We start from the raw sequence: 13,827 nt of genomic DNA, 5'->3' as shown, positions 1-13,827 counted from the left end.
AGCCGCCCTTAAATGCCGGAGGTGCCGGCGCCACCTCTCGGCGGGACCGGCACCTCGCTGACGTATCTGGGTCAGAGGCCTGGCTGGCGGGGATCCCCGGTTACGGGGGGCTCGCCGGCTACGGGAGTCTGATCGGCGACGGGGGCCGTGCTCGGCCGGTCGTTCGCCTTGTCCACGAAGTCGGAAGCGCCCCGCTGCACGGCATCGATCTTGTCGGCGTGCTTTCCGCCGGTCTTAGAGTCGACGAAGTCGCCGGCCTTTTCGATGCCGTCCTTGATGGCTTCTTCGTTGCCACCAATTACTTGCTGAGCCTTGCCCTTTAGATCGTCAAGTAAACCCACGGGCACCTCCCTTCGGTCGCGGAGCCAGATCGCTCCTAGCGATTTCTACCCTAGCGGGAGGTGGCGGGGGTGCCAAGGGTGTCCGCCCAGAGGATAAAAGATGCCAGGGCCAGGTGCACAGGGTAGAAGGACCCCCAGTGCACAAAAAAGAGCACCTCCGGGGGGAGCTGCTCTTGTGGTGGGCGATACTGGGATCGAACCAGTGACCTCTTCCGTGTCAGGGAAGCGCGCTACCGCTGCGCCAATCGCCCGCAACCGGAAGGATCCGGAGTGGATTTGTAATGAAGAGAGCGGACGACGAGATTCGAACTCGCGACATCCACCTTGGCAAGGTGGTGCTCTACCAGCTGAGCTACGTCCGCATTTTAGTCCATGCCGGCTGGGCCGGTGGTGCTGCATCAAGCAAGTTGCCTTGCTTTGGTGGGCGATACTGGGATCGAACCAGTGACCTCTTCCGTGTCAGGGAAGCGCGCTACCGCTGCGCCAATCGCCCCTTGCATCCGGCCGAAACCGGAAACCAGGGTTTTCACCGAGGTGGGTACGGGATTCGAACCCGTGTATACGGCTTTGCAGGCCGCTGCCTCGCCTCTCGGCCAACCCACCGTGTAGACAGGATCCCGAAGAACCTTTGCCGTGACAGTGTCCTGCGAGCGGACGACGAGATTCGAACTCGCGACATCCACCTTGGCAAGGTGGTGCTCTACCAGCTGAGCTACGTCCGCATTGTCGGCGTGCGTTTCCGTGCCGCATTCGGCAATTCCTCGCGTTCCAACGAGTAAGAACTCTATAGGAGGTTCCGGGAATCTACAAATCGAGGCTCATTGGACCGCGTTCGATGGCCTTACTTCCTTGATTTCTAGGGGATTTTGCTAATTACAGCGCTGTAATTAGCGTCCAACTCATGCCGCGGCTCGAAGCAGTACGGGACCGGTGCACTGCACTGTCGCACTGGGCTGCTGAACTGGACTGCGGCGGGGGAGATCGGTGCCCGTATGAGTGGAGGCTGAGGCGCAGCATGAGTGGCGGATGAGTGGCGGAGCCGGGTTCCCCGGGCCCGATTTCTAAAATCCGCCCGGGTGGGCTAGCATTCAATGTCGTTAGGGCGATTGGCGCAGTGGTAGCGCGCTTCGTTCACACCGAAGAGGTCACTGGTTCGAACCCAGTATCGCCCACTAACGAAATGGTCCGTTCCGCTGACTCAGCGGGGCGGACCATTTTGCTTTTCACCGTTGTCTGACCCCCGTGAAAGAGTCTTCATATGACCGCTCCACTCCTCGCCCACGCCACGGACTATGGCCGCATGTACGCCCGCTCCACATCGGCACAGTTCTCCGTCCCTTCCATCACCACGGTGATCGGCCAGCAGCCACACGGCCTGGATGGCTGGTTTGGATACATGGGTGCGAACAGCCTGGCCCAGAATCCAGAGCTCCCCGGCATCCTGGGGAGCCCCGCCAAGCTGCGCCAGGCGGTCAGCCGGGCTGCCAAAGCGGCGGAGTCATACCGGGACGACGCCGCCAAGCGCGGCGACCGGGTCCACAACTACTGCGAGCAGGTTGCGCTGCGCGCACTCGGCCGGCCGCACCAGCTGAAGGAAACACGGGAGGCCCTGGCCGCCAACGGTGAGGAAGCCTTCGCGGCACGCTTCGACGAATGGTGGGAGCTCTTCGAAGTTGAACCCATCGCCCCGGAGATTACGGTGTGGAACAAGACTGTCGGCTACGCCGGCACGCTGGACCTCGTGGCAAGGATCAATGGCAGGACCTGTCTTATCGATTACAAGACCAAGGGCACCAGCCGGGACGGCACCGTCAAGCCGCTGGATGACAAGGTGGTCATGCAGCTCGTGGCCGGCATGAAGGCAGAAGAAAGCCTGGTCGATCCCGTGGCGGGGGAGTGGGAGGCCTGGCAGCACGGTGAATCCCCCATCCTCCTTGCCGTGGCGGTGGGCGAGACCGAAGTCCGTCCGCAGCGGGCCAACCCGGAGGTCCTGAAACACCATTGGTGGAAATTCTGCGCGCTGCGCCGCGTGTGGGAGATGTCAGCGGACACGGCGACCGCCGGGGCAGCACTGCTCCCGCTGGCGCCGCCCGTGAAGCGCTGAGCCGGAAGCACTGAACCGTCAGCAATGGATCGGCATCGCTGAACCGTCAGCACTGAACCGTCAGCAATGGATCGGCATCGCTGAACCGTCAGCACTGAACCGTCAGCACTGGATCGGCAGACCTGGACCGAAGCGCTGTGCCGGCATCCCGGAACAGGCATCCAGAGCAGGAGCCCGGCAGCTGCAACTAAACTGGACTGGATCCCTAGCCGCTCACCGTGAGGACAGACTGCACATGGCCATTTTGAATATCCGCATCATCGGGGATCCTGTGCTGCGCACAGTTGCCGATCCCGTGACGGAATTCGGGCCTGAACTGGCAAAGCTCGTCGCCGATATGACCGAAACCATGGAGGACGTCGAGGGCGCCGGCCTGGCCGCACCCCAGGTTGGAGTCAGCCTGCGCGTCTTCACCTACCGGATCGGCGGCGTCGAGGGTCACATCATCAACCCCGTGCTGGAAAACAGCGAGGACTTCCAGCCGGACCAGGTCGAGGGCTGCCTGTCCATCCCGGGCCTCGGCTTCCCCGTCCGCCGGTATCGCCATACCCGGGTGACCGGCGTCGACCTCCACGGCAACCCCGTCGCCGTTGAGGGCGAGGACATGCTGGCGCGCTGCTTCCAGCACGAGACCGACCACCTGGACGGCATCCTCTACACCGACCGGCTTGAGGGCGATGACCGCAAGGCCGCCTTGCGCGCCATGCGCAATGCCAACTACGACGCCATTACGGAACAGACAACCAGCAAGCGCGCGAAGAGCGTCGGGACGAGCTTTGGCGGGTCCAGCTTCGGAATCACCCCGTGAGGGTCCTTTTCGCAGGGACTCCGGCCGTCGCCGTGCCGTCCCTGGACGCGCTGATTGACGCCGGGTTCGACGTCGTCGCTGTCCTCACCCGCCCTGATGCCCCGCTGGGACGCAAACGGGTCCTGACGCCGTCGCCCGTGGCGGCCCGGGCCGCAGAACTCGGCATCGAGATCATCCACGCCGCCAAAGTAGATGCCGGGGTCACTGCCCGCATTGCCGCCGCCGCACCGGACGTCGCGGCGATCGTTGCCTACGGCGGCCTGATTCCCCGTGCGGCCCTCGCTGTTCCCCGCCACGGCTGGGTGAACCTGCACTTCTCCCTGCTGCCGGCCTGGCGCGGCGCCGCCCCCGTGCAGCGCGCCGTCATCGCGGGCGACGACGTCACTGGCGCCGTCACCTTCCGTCTGGAGGAGGGGCTGGACACCGGTCCGGTCTTCGGAACCCTCACCGAGACCGTGCACGCCGGCGACACCGCCGGGGCCTTGCTCGAACGGCTCTCCCACAGCGGTGCGGTCCTGCTGGCCCAGACCCTGTCCGCCATCGACGCCGGCAAGGCCGTCGCGCTGCCGCAACAGGGCGATGTCAGTCTGGCACCCAAACTCAGCCTCGAGGACGGCCGGCTCGACTGGCAGCAGCCTGCACTGGCGATCGGTCGCCGGGCCCGCGGAGTCACGCCGGAGCCTGGCGCCTGGACCATGCTGGACGGCCAGCGGATCAAGCTGGAGCCGGTGCTTCCGGTCCCGGAGTCCGCCGCGCTTCGGCCCGGACAGCTGGCCATGGAGGGGAAACGGGTCCTCGTAGGTACGGGTTCGCACCCGGTGGAACTGACGCGGGTCCAGCCCGCGGGCAAGAAAATGATGACCGCCGCTGATTGGGCGCGTGGGCAGGCAACACTTGAAAGCGTGGTATTCGAATGAGCGAGTCCGGGACCAGCGGCAGCAGCCGAGGCAGTGGCCAGGGCGCCCGCGGCGGCAGCCGGCGCAACGCCCAGGGCAGGGAACGCAACCGCGGCCCGCAGCGCGGCTTCACCGAGAGCACCCCGTCCCAGCGGACCCGCCGCGCCGATCCGGCCCGTCTGGTGGCCTTTGAGGTGCTCCGCGCCGTGGAGGCCGAGGACGCCTACGCGAACCTGGTGCTGCCTGCCCGGATCCGGCACCACGGGCTGGACAAGCGCGACGCCGGATTCGCCACCGAGCTCAGCTACGGCGCCCTCCGCGGCCAGGGCACGTACGACGCCATCCTGGCGCGCTGCGTCGACCGGCCGCTGGACCAGCTGGATCCCGCGATCCTCGACGCCCTGCGGATCGGCGCGCACCAGCTGCTCGCCATGCGCGTGCCCGCCCACGCCGCCCTGGACCAGACTGTGGGGCTGGCCCGCGCGGTAATCGGTGCCGGTCCCTCGGCCCTGATCAATGCGGTGCTGCGCAAAGTCTCCGCCCGCACCCTTGACGAGTGGCTCGAGCTGCTGCTCAGCACCGAGACCGACGCCACCACCATCGCGTCCATCCGCTACGCCCATCCAGCGTGGATCGTGCGTGCGCTCCGGCAATCGCTCGTGGCCCACGGCCGCCCGGCCGCTGAGATTGACGTGCTCCTCGAAGCCGACAACGCCGCGCCCGTGGTGAACCTCGTGGCGCTGCCGGGCGTGGGCAGCCTGGACGAAGCCTTGGAAATGGGGGCTATCCCGGGTGAACTCGTTGAGGGTTCCGCGCTCTCCAGCGGCGGGGACCTCGGCCGGCTCGCCTCGGTCCGGGACGGAAGCACCCGTGTCCAGGACGTCGGCTCGCAGCTAATGGCCCGCGCCATGGCCGCCGTCGATCTCGGCACAGGCCCCGGCACAAAAACCAGCGCAGACCCCGGCACAACAACCGGCACATGCCCCGATGGGCAAGCGGAGACGGACAGCGGGAGTGCGGGGGAGCGCTGGCTGGATCTCTGTGCCGGCCCCGGCGGCAAGGCCGCCCTGCTCGCTGCCCTCGCCCGGCAACGCGGCGCGCACCTGTTGGCCAACGAATCCGCCCCGCACCGTGCCAAACTCGTACGCCAGGCCCTCTCCGCGGTCCCGCGGGACGCCTGGGAGGTCAGGACCGGGGACGGCCGCGACATCGGCGCCGAACAACCCGAATCCTTCGATCGGGTCCTCGTCGATGTCCCGTGCACCGGCCTGGGCGCCCTGCGCCGGCGCCCGGAGTCGCGCTGGCGGCGCACGCCCAAGGACCTCGTGGACCTTGGCCCGCTGCAGCGCCAGCTGCTCAACTCCGCGATCGACGCCGTCAAGCCCGGCGGCGTGGTGGCCTACGTGACATGCTCGCCGCACCCGGCAGAGACGACCGCCGTCGTGAGTGATGTCCTGCGCAAGCGCGAGGATCTCGAGCTCCTCGACGCCGGCGCCGCGCTGGACAGTGTCAGCCTCACCGGCCACCTCGAGGCCGGGCACGAGCTCACCGCCCAGCTCTGGCCGCACGTGCACCAGACGGACGCCATGTTCCTGGCGCTGATTCGCAAGTTGGCCTGAGTTTCACTGATACTGGGGCACTGCCAGCTACATATGAACCAGCTAAGTACGAACGAGAAGGAAATCCATGGCCCAGTGCTGCATCAACCCGAGCATCCTTTCGGCTGACTTCGTCAATCTTGAGGCCGAACTGCGCCGTATCAGCAATGCGGATGCGGTGCACGTGGACGTCATGGACAACCACTTCGTGCCCAACCTGACAATCGGGCTGCCGGTGGTGCAGCGCATCCAGGCCGTCAGCCCGGTGCCGCTGGACGCCCACCTGATGATCGCCGACGCTGACCGCTGGGCACCGGGCTTCGCCGACGCCGGAGTGGCCTCGGTGACGTTCCACGCCGAAGCCTCGATCGCGCCGATCAAACTCGCGCGGGAACTGCGCGCCCGCGGCGCCAAGGCCGGCATGGCGCTGCGTCCGGGGACTGCCGTGGAGCCCTACCTGGATATGCTCCCGGAACTGGATCTGCTGTTGATCATGACGGTGGAGCCAGGATTTGGCGGGCAGTCCTTTTTGGACCTGACGCTGCCCAAGATCCGGCGGGCGCGCGCGGCCATTGACGGCTCCGGCGTCGCAGTGGCGCTGCAAGTCGACGGCGGCATCACCGAGGAGACGATCGTGCGTGCCGCCGAGGCGGGAGCGAACGTCTTTGTGGCAGGGTCAGCCGTCTACGGCGCGGAGGATCCGGCGCAGGCCGTCGAAAGGCTCCGGGCCGCAGGAAGCCGCTGACGCGACGGGCCGGGGCGGTCCCCGCGATGGCTCCCGGCTGCCGCCCGGCCCAGCGCGAAGATGACGCCCGGCGTAACATCGGCATCCCGGGAATAGCCCGGTCAGCCCGGCAGTTGTGTCAGAATAACAACACACATACGTGCTCCGGGGTCGGTGTAAGTCCGAACCGGCGGTGACAGTCCGCGACCCGCGCGCCAGCGCCTTCCCTCGGGAAGGATGCCGGCAAACGGTTGAATCGGTGAAATTCCGGTACCGACAGTTAAAGTCTGGATGAGAGAAGCACGTACAGCTGTTACTGCGGCGCCCAGAAGGCGCCGCATAATTGTGCTGTCGTATACCCCCGGAGCCATCGCGGTTCTTGAGGGAAGGAACGACACACGCATGGACCTCTTGCGATGGCTCTTCGAAGCGCAGATCCCGGTAGGCGGATCTGTCCTGATTCTTCGTGAAGTGCTAGGCAACATCTTTGGCCTCGCCAGCGCCTTCGGCGGCATGCGCCGCCGGGTCTGGGCATGGCCGGTCGGCATCGCCGGCAACCTACTGCTGCTGACGGTCTTCCTGGGCAACGTCTTCGGCTCCGCCACGCCCGCCACGCTGTGGGGCCAGGCCGGACGCCAGATCATGTTCATCGGCGTCGCCCTCTACGGCTGGTACCGCTGGCAGCAGGGCAAGCAGTCCGCCAGCGGCGGGGCAGCCGTCGCGCCGCGCTGGGCCAGCAACAGGACCCGGGTAATTCTGGCCCTCAGCCTCGTGGCCGGGACTGCCGCGCTGACGCCGCTCTTCGACTCGCTGGGCTCCTACCCGCCGGTCTGGGCAGACGCCTGGACGTTCATGGGCTCGCTGCTGGCGACTTACGGCATGGCCCGCGGCTGGACGGAGTTCTGGCTCATCTGGGTGGCGGTGGACATCGTCGGTGTGCCGCTGCTGTTCAGCGCGGGCTACTACGCCAGCGCCGTCATGTACCTCTTCTACGGCTTCTTCACGCTCACCGGATTCTTCGTCTGGTGGCGTGCCTCGAAGGTGGCGAACCGGCCGGTCACGGTCGAGACCGCCTTCCCCGACCCGCTGGTGGTCAAGTGAGTGCCCGCAGCGGCGCCGGCGTGAGCGCCGGATTCAACCCCGCCCCGCTCAATCCGGCCCCGCTCAATCCGGCCCCGCTCAATTCTGCCCCTCTCAAGGCAGCCCCGTTCAGCGCTGCCGAAAACGCTGCAATGCAGGCTGCCCTGGCCGCCGCGGCGCAGGGTCCGCGGGGCGCCAACCCGCTCGTGGGTGCCGTCGTCGTTGGCCCCGACGGAACGGTCCTCGCCACCGGATACCACCGCGGAGCCGGGACTGCCCACGCCGAAGCCGACGCCATCGCCCAGGCGAAGGCGGCGGGACTGGACCTCCGCGGCGCTGCGATCGTGGTCACCCTGGAGCCCTGCAACCACTGCGGGCGCACCGGCCCTTGCGCGCAGGCGATCATCGACGCCGGCATCACCGACGTCATCTACGCCGTCGACGATCCCCATGATCCGGCCGCCGGCGGGGCCGTGACGCTCCGCACCGCGGGTGTCCGGGTCCGCTCCGGACTGGCGGCCGAGGCCGCGCTGGACCTGAACCGGCGCTGGTTCGATGCCGTCGCCGCCAAACGGCCCTTCGTCACGCTGCACATCGCGCAGACCCTCGACAGCCGCATCGCTGCCAGCGACGGCACCAGCCAGTGGATTTCCAGCCCGGAATCGCTCGCGGACAACCACGCCCTGCGGGGACGGATTGATGCCATCCTGGTGGGCACGCAGACGGTGCTGATCGACAACCCCCGGCTCACCGCACGGAACTCCGACGGCGAAGCAGACGGCAAACAGCCGCTGCGGGCCGTCATGGGCTACCGGGGAATTCCCGACGACGCCGCCATCCACGGAGCGGACGGCAACGTCCTGCACCTGGCCACCCGCGATCCGCGCGAAGCCCTGGACCAGCTGTTCGAGAACGGCGTCCGGCACCTCATGGTGGAAGGCGGCTCACGGATACTGAGCGCGTTCCTTGCGGCCGGCCTGGTCGACGAACTCATCGTCTACCTGGCGCCGACACTGCTCGGCTCCGGCACGGCCGCCCTGGAGGGCCTCGGCATCACCACCCTGGCCGATGCCCAACAGTGGGAATGGGATCCGGCGTCCGGGGGAGCCGTCCAGGCCTTCGGCCGCGACCTCCGGCTTCATCTTCGCCCGGCCACCACGGCCGATCCGGCTACTCCGGCTACCCCGGCCGATCCGGCCGCCACCCCTACTTCATCCGATACAACCCCGCGCCGCACCGGCGCGGACACCGCCGCAGGAGGCAATTGATGTTTACCGGAATTATCGCCGAGCAGGGGAAGGTGCTGTCCGTTGAGCGCAACGGGGACAGCAGCGCCACCGTTCGGCTCCACGCGCCCGGCACCACTGACGGCCTCGCCCTGGGTGGCTCCATAGCGGTCAACGGCGTCTGCCTCACCGCCACGCAGATCGACGGCAGGGACTTCAGCGTCGACGTCATGGGCGAGACCCTTGTCCGCAGCACCATCGGAGAGCTCACTGCGGGCGATCCGGTCAATCTGGAACGTTGCGTCCCCGCCGGGGGACGGCTGGACGGTCACGTGGTGCAGGGACACGTCGACGGCGTCGGCCAGCTTTTGGAGCGTGAAGGCCTCGGCAACTGGGACCGGCTCCGGTTCGCTGTGCCGGCCGGACTGGCCCGGTACATCGCCGAAAAGGGGTCCATCGCCGTCGACGGCGTCTCCCTTACCGTCACGACGGTCAGCCCGGCCAACGAGCCGGCGCCCTGGTTTGAAGTGGGGCTGATCCCCACCACCTTGGCCGAGACGGGGCTGGGCCAGAAGCCCCTCGGCGGCCATGTAAACCTTGAGGTCGACGTCCTGGCGAAGTACACCGAGCGCCTGCTGTCCTTTGCCGGTGGAACGTCGCCCGCAGCGCACAGAGCGCCCGACGGCACCGCCGCAGTATCCGCACCCACGGAAGGGGACGCGAAATGAGCCGCGTCAAAGACCACGTGAAAGACCAAGCCGGCCTGGCAGAGGCGCTCCGCGCCGCCGCTTCCGGCGCCGGCCGGGTAGGCCTCGATCCGATCGAGGACGCCATCAGCGCCATGGCAGCCGGGCGCCCGGTCCTGGTGGTGGACAACGAGGACCGCGAGAACGAAGGCGACATCATCTTCGCCGCCGAGCACGCGACCCCGGCGCTGATGGGCTGGACAGTCCGATACAGCTCCGGAGTGATCTGCGTACCGCTCGACGCCGAGCGCGCCGACGCGCTGGCCCTGCCGCCGATGGTGGCAATCAACGAAGATGCCAAGGGCACCGCCTACACCGTGTCCTGCGACGCCGCGGTGGGTATCAGCACCGGAATTTCCGCCACAGACCGCGCCCTGACGGCCCGGATCCTGGCCGACCCGCAAAGCCAGCCAAATTCCTTGACCCGTCCCGGGCATGTTTTTCCTCTCCGCGCCGTTAAGGGGGGAGTGCGGGAACGTCCCGGCCACACCGAGGCGGCCGTGGACCTGTGCCGGCTGGCCGGCCTGGAGCCCGTGGGAGTGATAGCAGAGCTTGTGTACGACAACGGAGAAATGATGCGGCTGGACGGATTGCGCGGCTTTGCGGTTGAGCATGGCTGCCCGCTGATTTCGATTGCGGATCTGGTGGCGTACCTTGAAGCAGGACAGCACGGCAGCCACGCAACGGACCCCGTCTGATGGAGGAGAAATAATGACGACTTCGGAGACCCGCGAAGAGACGGCCATGGCCCGCCAGCCGCATCCGGTCAGCGCAGGACCCATCGTCCAGCTGCCCACCGCCTTTGGCGATTTCGTGGCACAGGCATGGACCGATCTGGCCACCGGCGCGGAGCACTTGGCGGTCAGTTCACCGATGGCCCCGGCTGATGGCCAGCCCCCGCTGGTCCGCCTCCATTCGGAATGCCTTACCGGCGATGTGTTCGGGTCCTTCCGCTGCGACTGCGGCGAACAGCTGGCCTATGCCCTCGAGCTGATCAACGAACTCGGCGGGACTCTGCTCTACCTGCGTGGCCAGGAGGGTCGCGGAATCGGCCTGGCGAACAAGATGAAGGCCTACGCCCTGCAGGAGGCCGGTTTTGACACCGTCGAGGCCAACGAGCAGCTCGGGCTGCCGGTCGACGCGCGCTGCTACAAGGCCGCCGCCCAGATCCTCGCGGAGATGGGACTTCACGAGATCCGGCTCCTGAGCAACAACCCGGACAAGCAGGACCGGCTCGCCCAGGCAGGCGTCAAGGTAGTGGAGATGGTCCCCACGGAGGTTCCCTCCCGGGAGCAGAACATCCGATACCTGCAGACGAAGAAGGACCGGATGGACCATCGCCTGGTCCTGGACGGTGAACCCGCACCGGCCGCCGGCCTGCCCGGATTCGAACACGACCAAGACTGACCGGGCGGCCCCGCAGGCTGCCCGCAACCGCTTCGCCCCGCTTTACCTGCCAGCCCGTCCGGCCCGTCCTGCTTAGGACAGCCGGCAGGGCGGCCGGTCGGCGGCCCAACCACCAGACTCAACAGCAAGGAATACCCTATGAGCGGCCACGGCGCCCCCCAGATCGATCTCAGCACTTTCAAGCCCGAGGAAACCTCACGGCTCAAGCTGGCCATTGTTGCTGCGAGCTGGCACACCCAGATCATGGACGGACTGCTCGACGGCGCCCTGCGCGCCGCGAAGGACGCCGGGATCAGTGAGCCGACGGTCCTGCGCGTGCCCGGCACGTTTGAGCTTCCTGTCGCTGCGGCCCGGCTGGCACCGCACTTCGACGCCGTCGTGGCGCTCGGCGTCGTCATCCGGGGCGGCACGCCGCACTTCGAATATGTCTGCGAGGCGGCCACCCTGGGCCTGACCGAGGTCAGCGTCCGTACCGGCATCCCCGTGGGCTTCGGCGTGCTGACGTGCGACACCGAGCAGCAGGGGATCGACCGGGCCGGCCTGCCGGGGTCCACCGAGGACAAGGGGCACGAGGCGGTTACCGCTGCCCTGGCCACGGCAGTGACCCTCAAGCAGTTCGGCTGAGTCCCCAAGCTGCAGCCACGGCCGGCGCGGGCGCCACCCTGGCCGCCCGCGCCGGCCGTGGTTGACGTGCTGTGCAATACCTCACATCCTCACCGTCATGCAACGGCCCGGCAGGCGTTCCCGCGCCGGGAGCAAGTAGGCTTGGGGGCGTGAAGAATTTCGAGTCGCTGTTCGCAGAACTGAGTGAAAAGGCAGCCGTCCGCCCGGAGGGCTCCCGCACCGTCGCCGAACTGGATTCCGGAGTCCATGGCATCGGCAAGAAGGTCGTGGAGGAAGCAGCCGAGGTTTGGATGGCTGCCGAATATGAATCCGATGAGGCCGCCGCGGAGGAAATTTCGCAGCTGCTGTACCACCTGCAGGTTCTGATGCTCGCCAAAGGACTCACCCTGGAAGACGTCTACAAGCATCTTTAGCCGCGCCCGCACCGGAAACCGCCATGACTTTGCTGGCGGATCCCGTGCACCGCGTGGCCGATGTGCCCCAACAGATCCTTCCGAATCCAAGAGAGACTTTTCCCATGCTTAGAGTTGCCGTCCCGAACAAGGGATCCCTGTCCGAAGCTGCCGCGGCGATGCTGGCCGAGGCCGGCTACCGCCAGCGCCGCGATACCCGCGAGCTTGTCATGGTGGACCCGGACAACGATATTGAGTTCTTCTTCCTGCGCCCGCGCGACATTGCCGTGTATGTGGGCCAGGGAACGCTCGACGTCGGCATCACCGGCCGCGACCTGCTGCTCGACGCAGAGGTCGAGGCTGAGGAGCTGCTGCCGCTGGGCTTCGCCGCTTCCACCTTCCGCTTCGCCGGCCCGATAGGCGACTTCACCGAGGTCGCCCAGCTCGAGGGCAAGCGCCTGGCCACGAGCTACGACGGACTGTTGCGCGGCTACCTGGCCGAGCGCGGCATCAACGCCAAGGTGGTCCGCCTTGATGGCGCCGTGGAATCCTCCGTCCGCCTCGGCGTCGCGGACGCGATCGCCGACGTCGTCGAGACGGGCACCACGCTCAAGGCCGCCGGCATGGAGATCTTCGGCGAGCCGATCCTGAATTCAGAGTCGGTGCTGATCGGCCGCAAGGGCGAGCAGAATCCGGCCACCGAGGTACTGATCCGCCGGCTCCAGGGCGTCCTCGTGGCCCGGCAGTACGTGATGATGGACTACGACATCCGCAAGGAACTCGTGGAGCAGGCCGCCGGACTCACTCCAGGCCTGGAATCGCCCACCGTCTCGCCGCTGCGCGATTCGGACTGGGTGGCCGTCCGCTCGATGGTCCCCAAGCGGGAAACCAACCGGATCATGGACGAGCTCTACGACCTCGGCGCCCGCGCCATCCTGGTCAGCAGCATCCACGCCTGCCGCATCTAGGCGCCCACCCGCCGGGTCCCACCGCTAAATCCCTGCAGCAATTACCCGCCAGCCATTACCAGGAGAAGTCATGACTGTTGCCGTGCGCGTCATCCCGTGTCTCGACGTCGATGCCGGCCGCGTGGTCAAGGGCATCAACTTTGAGGGGCTCCGCGACGCCGGGGACCCGGTGGAACTGGCGCACCGCTACGACAACAGCGGCGCCGACGAGCTGACGTTCCTTGACGTCACGGCGTCCTCCGGCAACCGGGAGACCACGTTCGACGTTGTCCGCCGCACCGCCGAGGAAGTCTTCATCCCGCTGACGGTCGGCGGCGGCGTCCGCGGCGTGGCTGAGGTGGACAAACTCCTGCGCTGCGGCGCGGATAAGGCTGCCATCAACACCGCGGCCGTGGCCCGGCCGGACGTGATCGACGAGATCACCCGGCACTTCGGTTCCCAGGTCCTGGTGCTCTCCCTCGACGCCAGGCGCACCCGTCCGGGCTCGCAGCCCACGGCGTCAGGCTTCGAGGTCACCACGCACGGCGGACGGCAGGGGACCGGAATCGATGCCATCGCCTGGGCGCGGGAAGCGGCCGACCGCGGGGTGGGTGAAATCCTGCTGAACTCGATCGACGCCGACGGCACCAAGGACGGCTTCGACCTGGAACTGATCCGCCTGGCGCGGGCCGGGGTCAAGGTCCCACTCATCGCCTCCGGCGGCGCCGGCAGGCCGGAGCACTTCCCGCCGGCCGTGGCAGCAGGCGCAGACGCCGTCCTGGCGGCCTCGGTCTTCCACTTCGGCCCGCTGGACATGATCGCGCAGGTCAAGGCGGCGATCCACGAGGCAGGCTTCGAAGTCCGCTGATTCCGGACTTGAGACTGCGGACAAAAAACGCGGGGCTGGTATCTGGTACCAGCCCCGCGTTTTCGT

At 67.4% G+C, this 13,827-nt stretch carries 15 protein-coding genes, 6 tRNA genes and 1 riboswitch; of the genes, 15 read left to right on the top strand and 6 right to left on the bottom strand.

Annotation, left to right across the window (positions count from 1 at the left end):
- Window positions 1-71: 71 nt before the first annotated feature.
- The 6 genes from AC1DR1_RS16120 to AC1DR1_RS16095 all read right to left on the bottom strand — a co-directional run bounded on the left by AC1DR1_RS16120 (window position 72) and on the right by AC1DR1_RS16095 (window position 1,063).
- A complete protein-coding gene (locus AC1DR1_RS16120) occupies window positions 72-341 on the bottom strand; it encodes an antitoxin (RefSeq protein ID WP_229995682.1) in 270 nt (89 codons plus the stop codon).
- 176 nt (window positions 342-517) lie between these two features.
- Window positions 518-592 (bottom strand) — tRNA-Val (locus AC1DR1_RS16115).
- A 38-nt stretch (window positions 593-630) separates the two neighbouring features.
- A tRNA-Gly gene (locus AC1DR1_RS16110) sits at window positions 631-703 on the bottom strand.
- A gap of 56 nt (window positions 704-759) precedes the next feature.
- Window positions 760-834 (bottom strand) — tRNA-Val (locus AC1DR1_RS16105).
- 39 nt (window positions 835-873) lie between these two features.
- Window positions 874-944 (bottom strand) — tRNA-Cys (locus AC1DR1_RS16100).
- 46 nt (window positions 945-990) lie between these two features.
- Window positions 991-1,063, bottom strand: a tRNA-Gly gene (locus AC1DR1_RS16095).
- Window positions 1,064-1,441: 378 nt separating this feature from the next.
- Between AC1DR1_RS16095 and AC1DR1_RS16090 the strand changes: the two genes are divergently transcribed.
- The 15 genes from AC1DR1_RS16090 to hisF all read left to right on the top strand — a co-directional run bounded on the left by AC1DR1_RS16090 (window position 1,442) and on the right by hisF (window position 13,761).
- A tRNA-Val gene (locus AC1DR1_RS16090) sits at window positions 1,442-1,513 on the top strand.
- 86 nt (window positions 1,514-1,599) lie between these two features.
- Window positions 1,600-2,445: a cytochrome gene (locus AC1DR1_RS16085; RefSeq protein ID WP_229995681.1), complete on the top strand. Its 846-nt coding sequence runs from the start codon at window positions 1,600-1,602 to the stop codon at window positions 2,443-2,445.
- A 235-nt stretch (window positions 2,446-2,680) separates the two neighbouring features.
- Window positions 2,681-3,253: a peptide deformylase gene (gene def, locus AC1DR1_RS16080; protein ID WP_476992885.1), complete on the top strand. Its 573-nt coding sequence runs from the start codon at window positions 2,681-2,683 to the stop codon at window positions 3,251-3,253.
- The gene (fmt, locus tag AC1DR1_RS16075; protein ID WP_476992884.1) at window positions 3,250-4,170 is read left to right on the top strand and encodes a methionyl-tRNA formyltransferase; all 921 of its coding nucleotides are present in this window, start codon (window positions 3,250-3,252) and stop codon (window positions 4,168-4,170) included. The genes def and fmt overlap by 4 nt, the downstream gene beginning before the upstream one ends.
- Window positions 4,167-5,768, top strand: coding sequence for an RsmB/NOP family class I SAM-dependent RNA methyltransferase (locus AC1DR1_RS16070; RefSeq protein WP_476992883.1), 1,602 nt, complete (start codon window positions 4,167-4,169; stop codon window positions 5,766-5,768). The genes fmt and AC1DR1_RS16070 overlap by 4 nt, the downstream gene beginning before the upstream one ends.
- Window positions 5,769-5,835: 67 nt before the next feature.
- Window positions 5,836-6,492 carry a ribulose-phosphate 3-epimerase gene (gene rpe / locus AC1DR1_RS16065; protein ID WP_229995677.1) on the top strand — a complete coding sequence of 219 codons (657 nt, stop codon included), beginning with the start codon at window positions 5,836-5,838 and terminating at the stop codon, window positions 6,490-6,492.
- A 135-nt stretch (window positions 6,493-6,627) separates the two neighbouring features.
- Window positions 6,628-6,779, top strand: a riboswitch (FMN riboswitch).
- Window positions 6,780-6,873: 94 nt separating this feature from the next.
- A complete protein-coding gene (pnuC, locus tag AC1DR1_RS16060) occupies window positions 6,874-7,572 on the top strand; it encodes a nicotinamide riboside transporter PnuC (protein WP_476992882.1) in 699 nt (232 codons plus the stop codon).
- 131 nt (window positions 7,573-7,703) lie between these two features.
- A complete protein-coding gene (gene ribD, locus AC1DR1_RS16055; RefSeq protein ID WP_476992896.1) occupies window positions 7,704-8,819 on the top strand; it encodes a bifunctional diaminohydroxyphosphoribosylaminopyrimidine deaminase/5-amino-6-(5-phosphoribosylamino)uracil reductase RibD in 1,116 nt (371 codons plus the stop codon).
- Window positions 8,819-9,505: a riboflavin synthase gene (locus AC1DR1_RS16050; protein ID WP_229995675.1), complete on the top strand. Its 687-nt coding sequence runs from the start codon at window positions 8,819-8,821 to the stop codon at window positions 9,503-9,505. The genes ribD and AC1DR1_RS16050 overlap by 1 nt, the downstream gene beginning before the upstream one ends.
- Complete coding sequence (gene ribB, locus AC1DR1_RS16045; RefSeq protein ID WP_229995674.1) at window positions 9,502-10,221, top strand: 3,4-dihydroxy-2-butanone-4-phosphate synthase; 720 nt, start codon at window positions 9,502-9,504, stop codon at window positions 10,219-10,221. Before AC1DR1_RS16050 ends, ribB begins: the two co-directional genes overlap by 4 nt.
- A 13-nt stretch (window positions 10,222-10,234) precedes the next feature.
- The gene (ribA, locus tag AC1DR1_RS16040) at window positions 10,235-10,930 is read left to right on the top strand and encodes a GTP cyclohydrolase II (RefSeq protein ID WP_229995673.1); all 696 of its coding nucleotides are present in this window, start codon (window positions 10,235-10,237) and stop codon (window positions 10,928-10,930) included.
- Between the two features lie 138 nt (window positions 10,931-11,068).
- Window positions 11,069-11,554 (top strand): 6,7-dimethyl-8-ribityllumazine synthase, encoded by a 486-nt coding sequence (gene ribH / locus AC1DR1_RS16035; RefSeq protein ID WP_229995672.1) that lies wholly within the window; start codon window positions 11,069-11,071, stop codon window positions 11,552-11,554.
- A 149-nt stretch (window positions 11,555-11,703) separates the two neighbouring features.
- The gene (locus AC1DR1_RS16030) at window positions 11,704-11,967 is read left to right on the top strand and encodes a phosphoribosyl-ATP diphosphatase (protein ID WP_018772463.1); all 264 of its coding nucleotides are present in this window, start codon (window positions 11,704-11,706) and stop codon (window positions 11,965-11,967) included.
- Window positions 11,968-12,071: 104 nt separating this feature from the next.
- Window positions 12,072-12,914 carry an ATP phosphoribosyltransferase gene (gene hisG / locus AC1DR1_RS16025; RefSeq protein ID WP_229995671.1) on the top strand — a complete coding sequence of 281 codons (843 nt, stop codon included), beginning with the start codon at window positions 12,072-12,074 and terminating at the stop codon, window positions 12,912-12,914.
- A 70-nt stretch (window positions 12,915-12,984) separates the two neighbouring features.
- Window positions 12,985-13,761, top strand: coding sequence for an imidazole glycerol phosphate synthase subunit HisF (gene hisF / locus AC1DR1_RS16020; protein WP_476992881.1), 777 nt, complete (start codon window positions 12,985-12,987; stop codon window positions 13,759-13,761).
- Window positions 13,762-13,827 lie beyond the last annotated feature (66 nt).

The sequence above is a fragment of the Arthrobacter sp. P4_F10 genome, assembly GCF_056401435.1.
The sequence above is the reverse complement of the archived record's forward strand: the minus strand, read 5'-3'. Positions and strand labels throughout refer to the sequence as shown.

Coding starts and splice junctions, on each gene's coding strand:
- AC1DR1_RS16085 (WP_229995681.1), top strand. CDS start 1,600: ATGACCGCTCCACTCCTCGCCCACGCCACGGACTATGGCCGCATGTAC.
- def (WP_476992885.1), top strand. CDS start 2,681: ATGGCCATTTTGAATATCCGCATCATCGGGGATCCTGTGCTGCGCACA.
- AC1DR1_RS16070 (WP_476992883.1), top strand. CDS start 4,167: ATGAGCGAGTCCGGGACCAGCGGCAGCAGCCGAGGCAGTGGCCAGGGC.
- rpe (WP_229995677.1), top strand. CDS start 5,836: ATGGCCCAGTGCTGCATCAACCCGAGCATCCTTTCGGCTGACTTCGTC.
- pnuC (WP_476992882.1), top strand. CDS start 6,874: ATGGACCTCTTGCGATGGCTCTTCGAAGCGCAGATCCCGGTAGGCGGA.
- ribD (WP_476992896.1), top strand. CDS start 7,704: ATGCAGGCTGCCCTGGCCGCCGCGGCGCAGGGTCCGCGGGGCGCCAAC.
- AC1DR1_RS16050 (WP_229995675.1), top strand. CDS start 8,819: ATGTTTACCGGAATTATCGCCGAGCAGGGGAAGGTGCTGTCCGTTGAG.
- ribB (WP_229995674.1), top strand. CDS start 9,502: ATGAGCCGCGTCAAAGACCACGTGAAAGACCAAGCCGGCCTGGCAGAG.
- ribA (WP_229995673.1), top strand. CDS start 10,235: ATGACGACTTCGGAGACCCGCGAAGAGACGGCCATGGCCCGCCAGCCG.
- ribH (WP_229995672.1), top strand. CDS start 11,069: ATGAGCGGCCACGGCGCCCCCCAGATCGATCTCAGCACTTTCAAGCCC.
- hisG (WP_229995671.1), top strand. CDS start 12,072: ATGCTTAGAGTTGCCGTCCCGAACAAGGGATCCCTGTCCGAAGCTGCC.
- hisF (WP_476992881.1), top strand. CDS start 12,985: ATGACTGTTGCCGTGCGCGTCATCCCGTGTCTCGACGTCGATGCCGGC.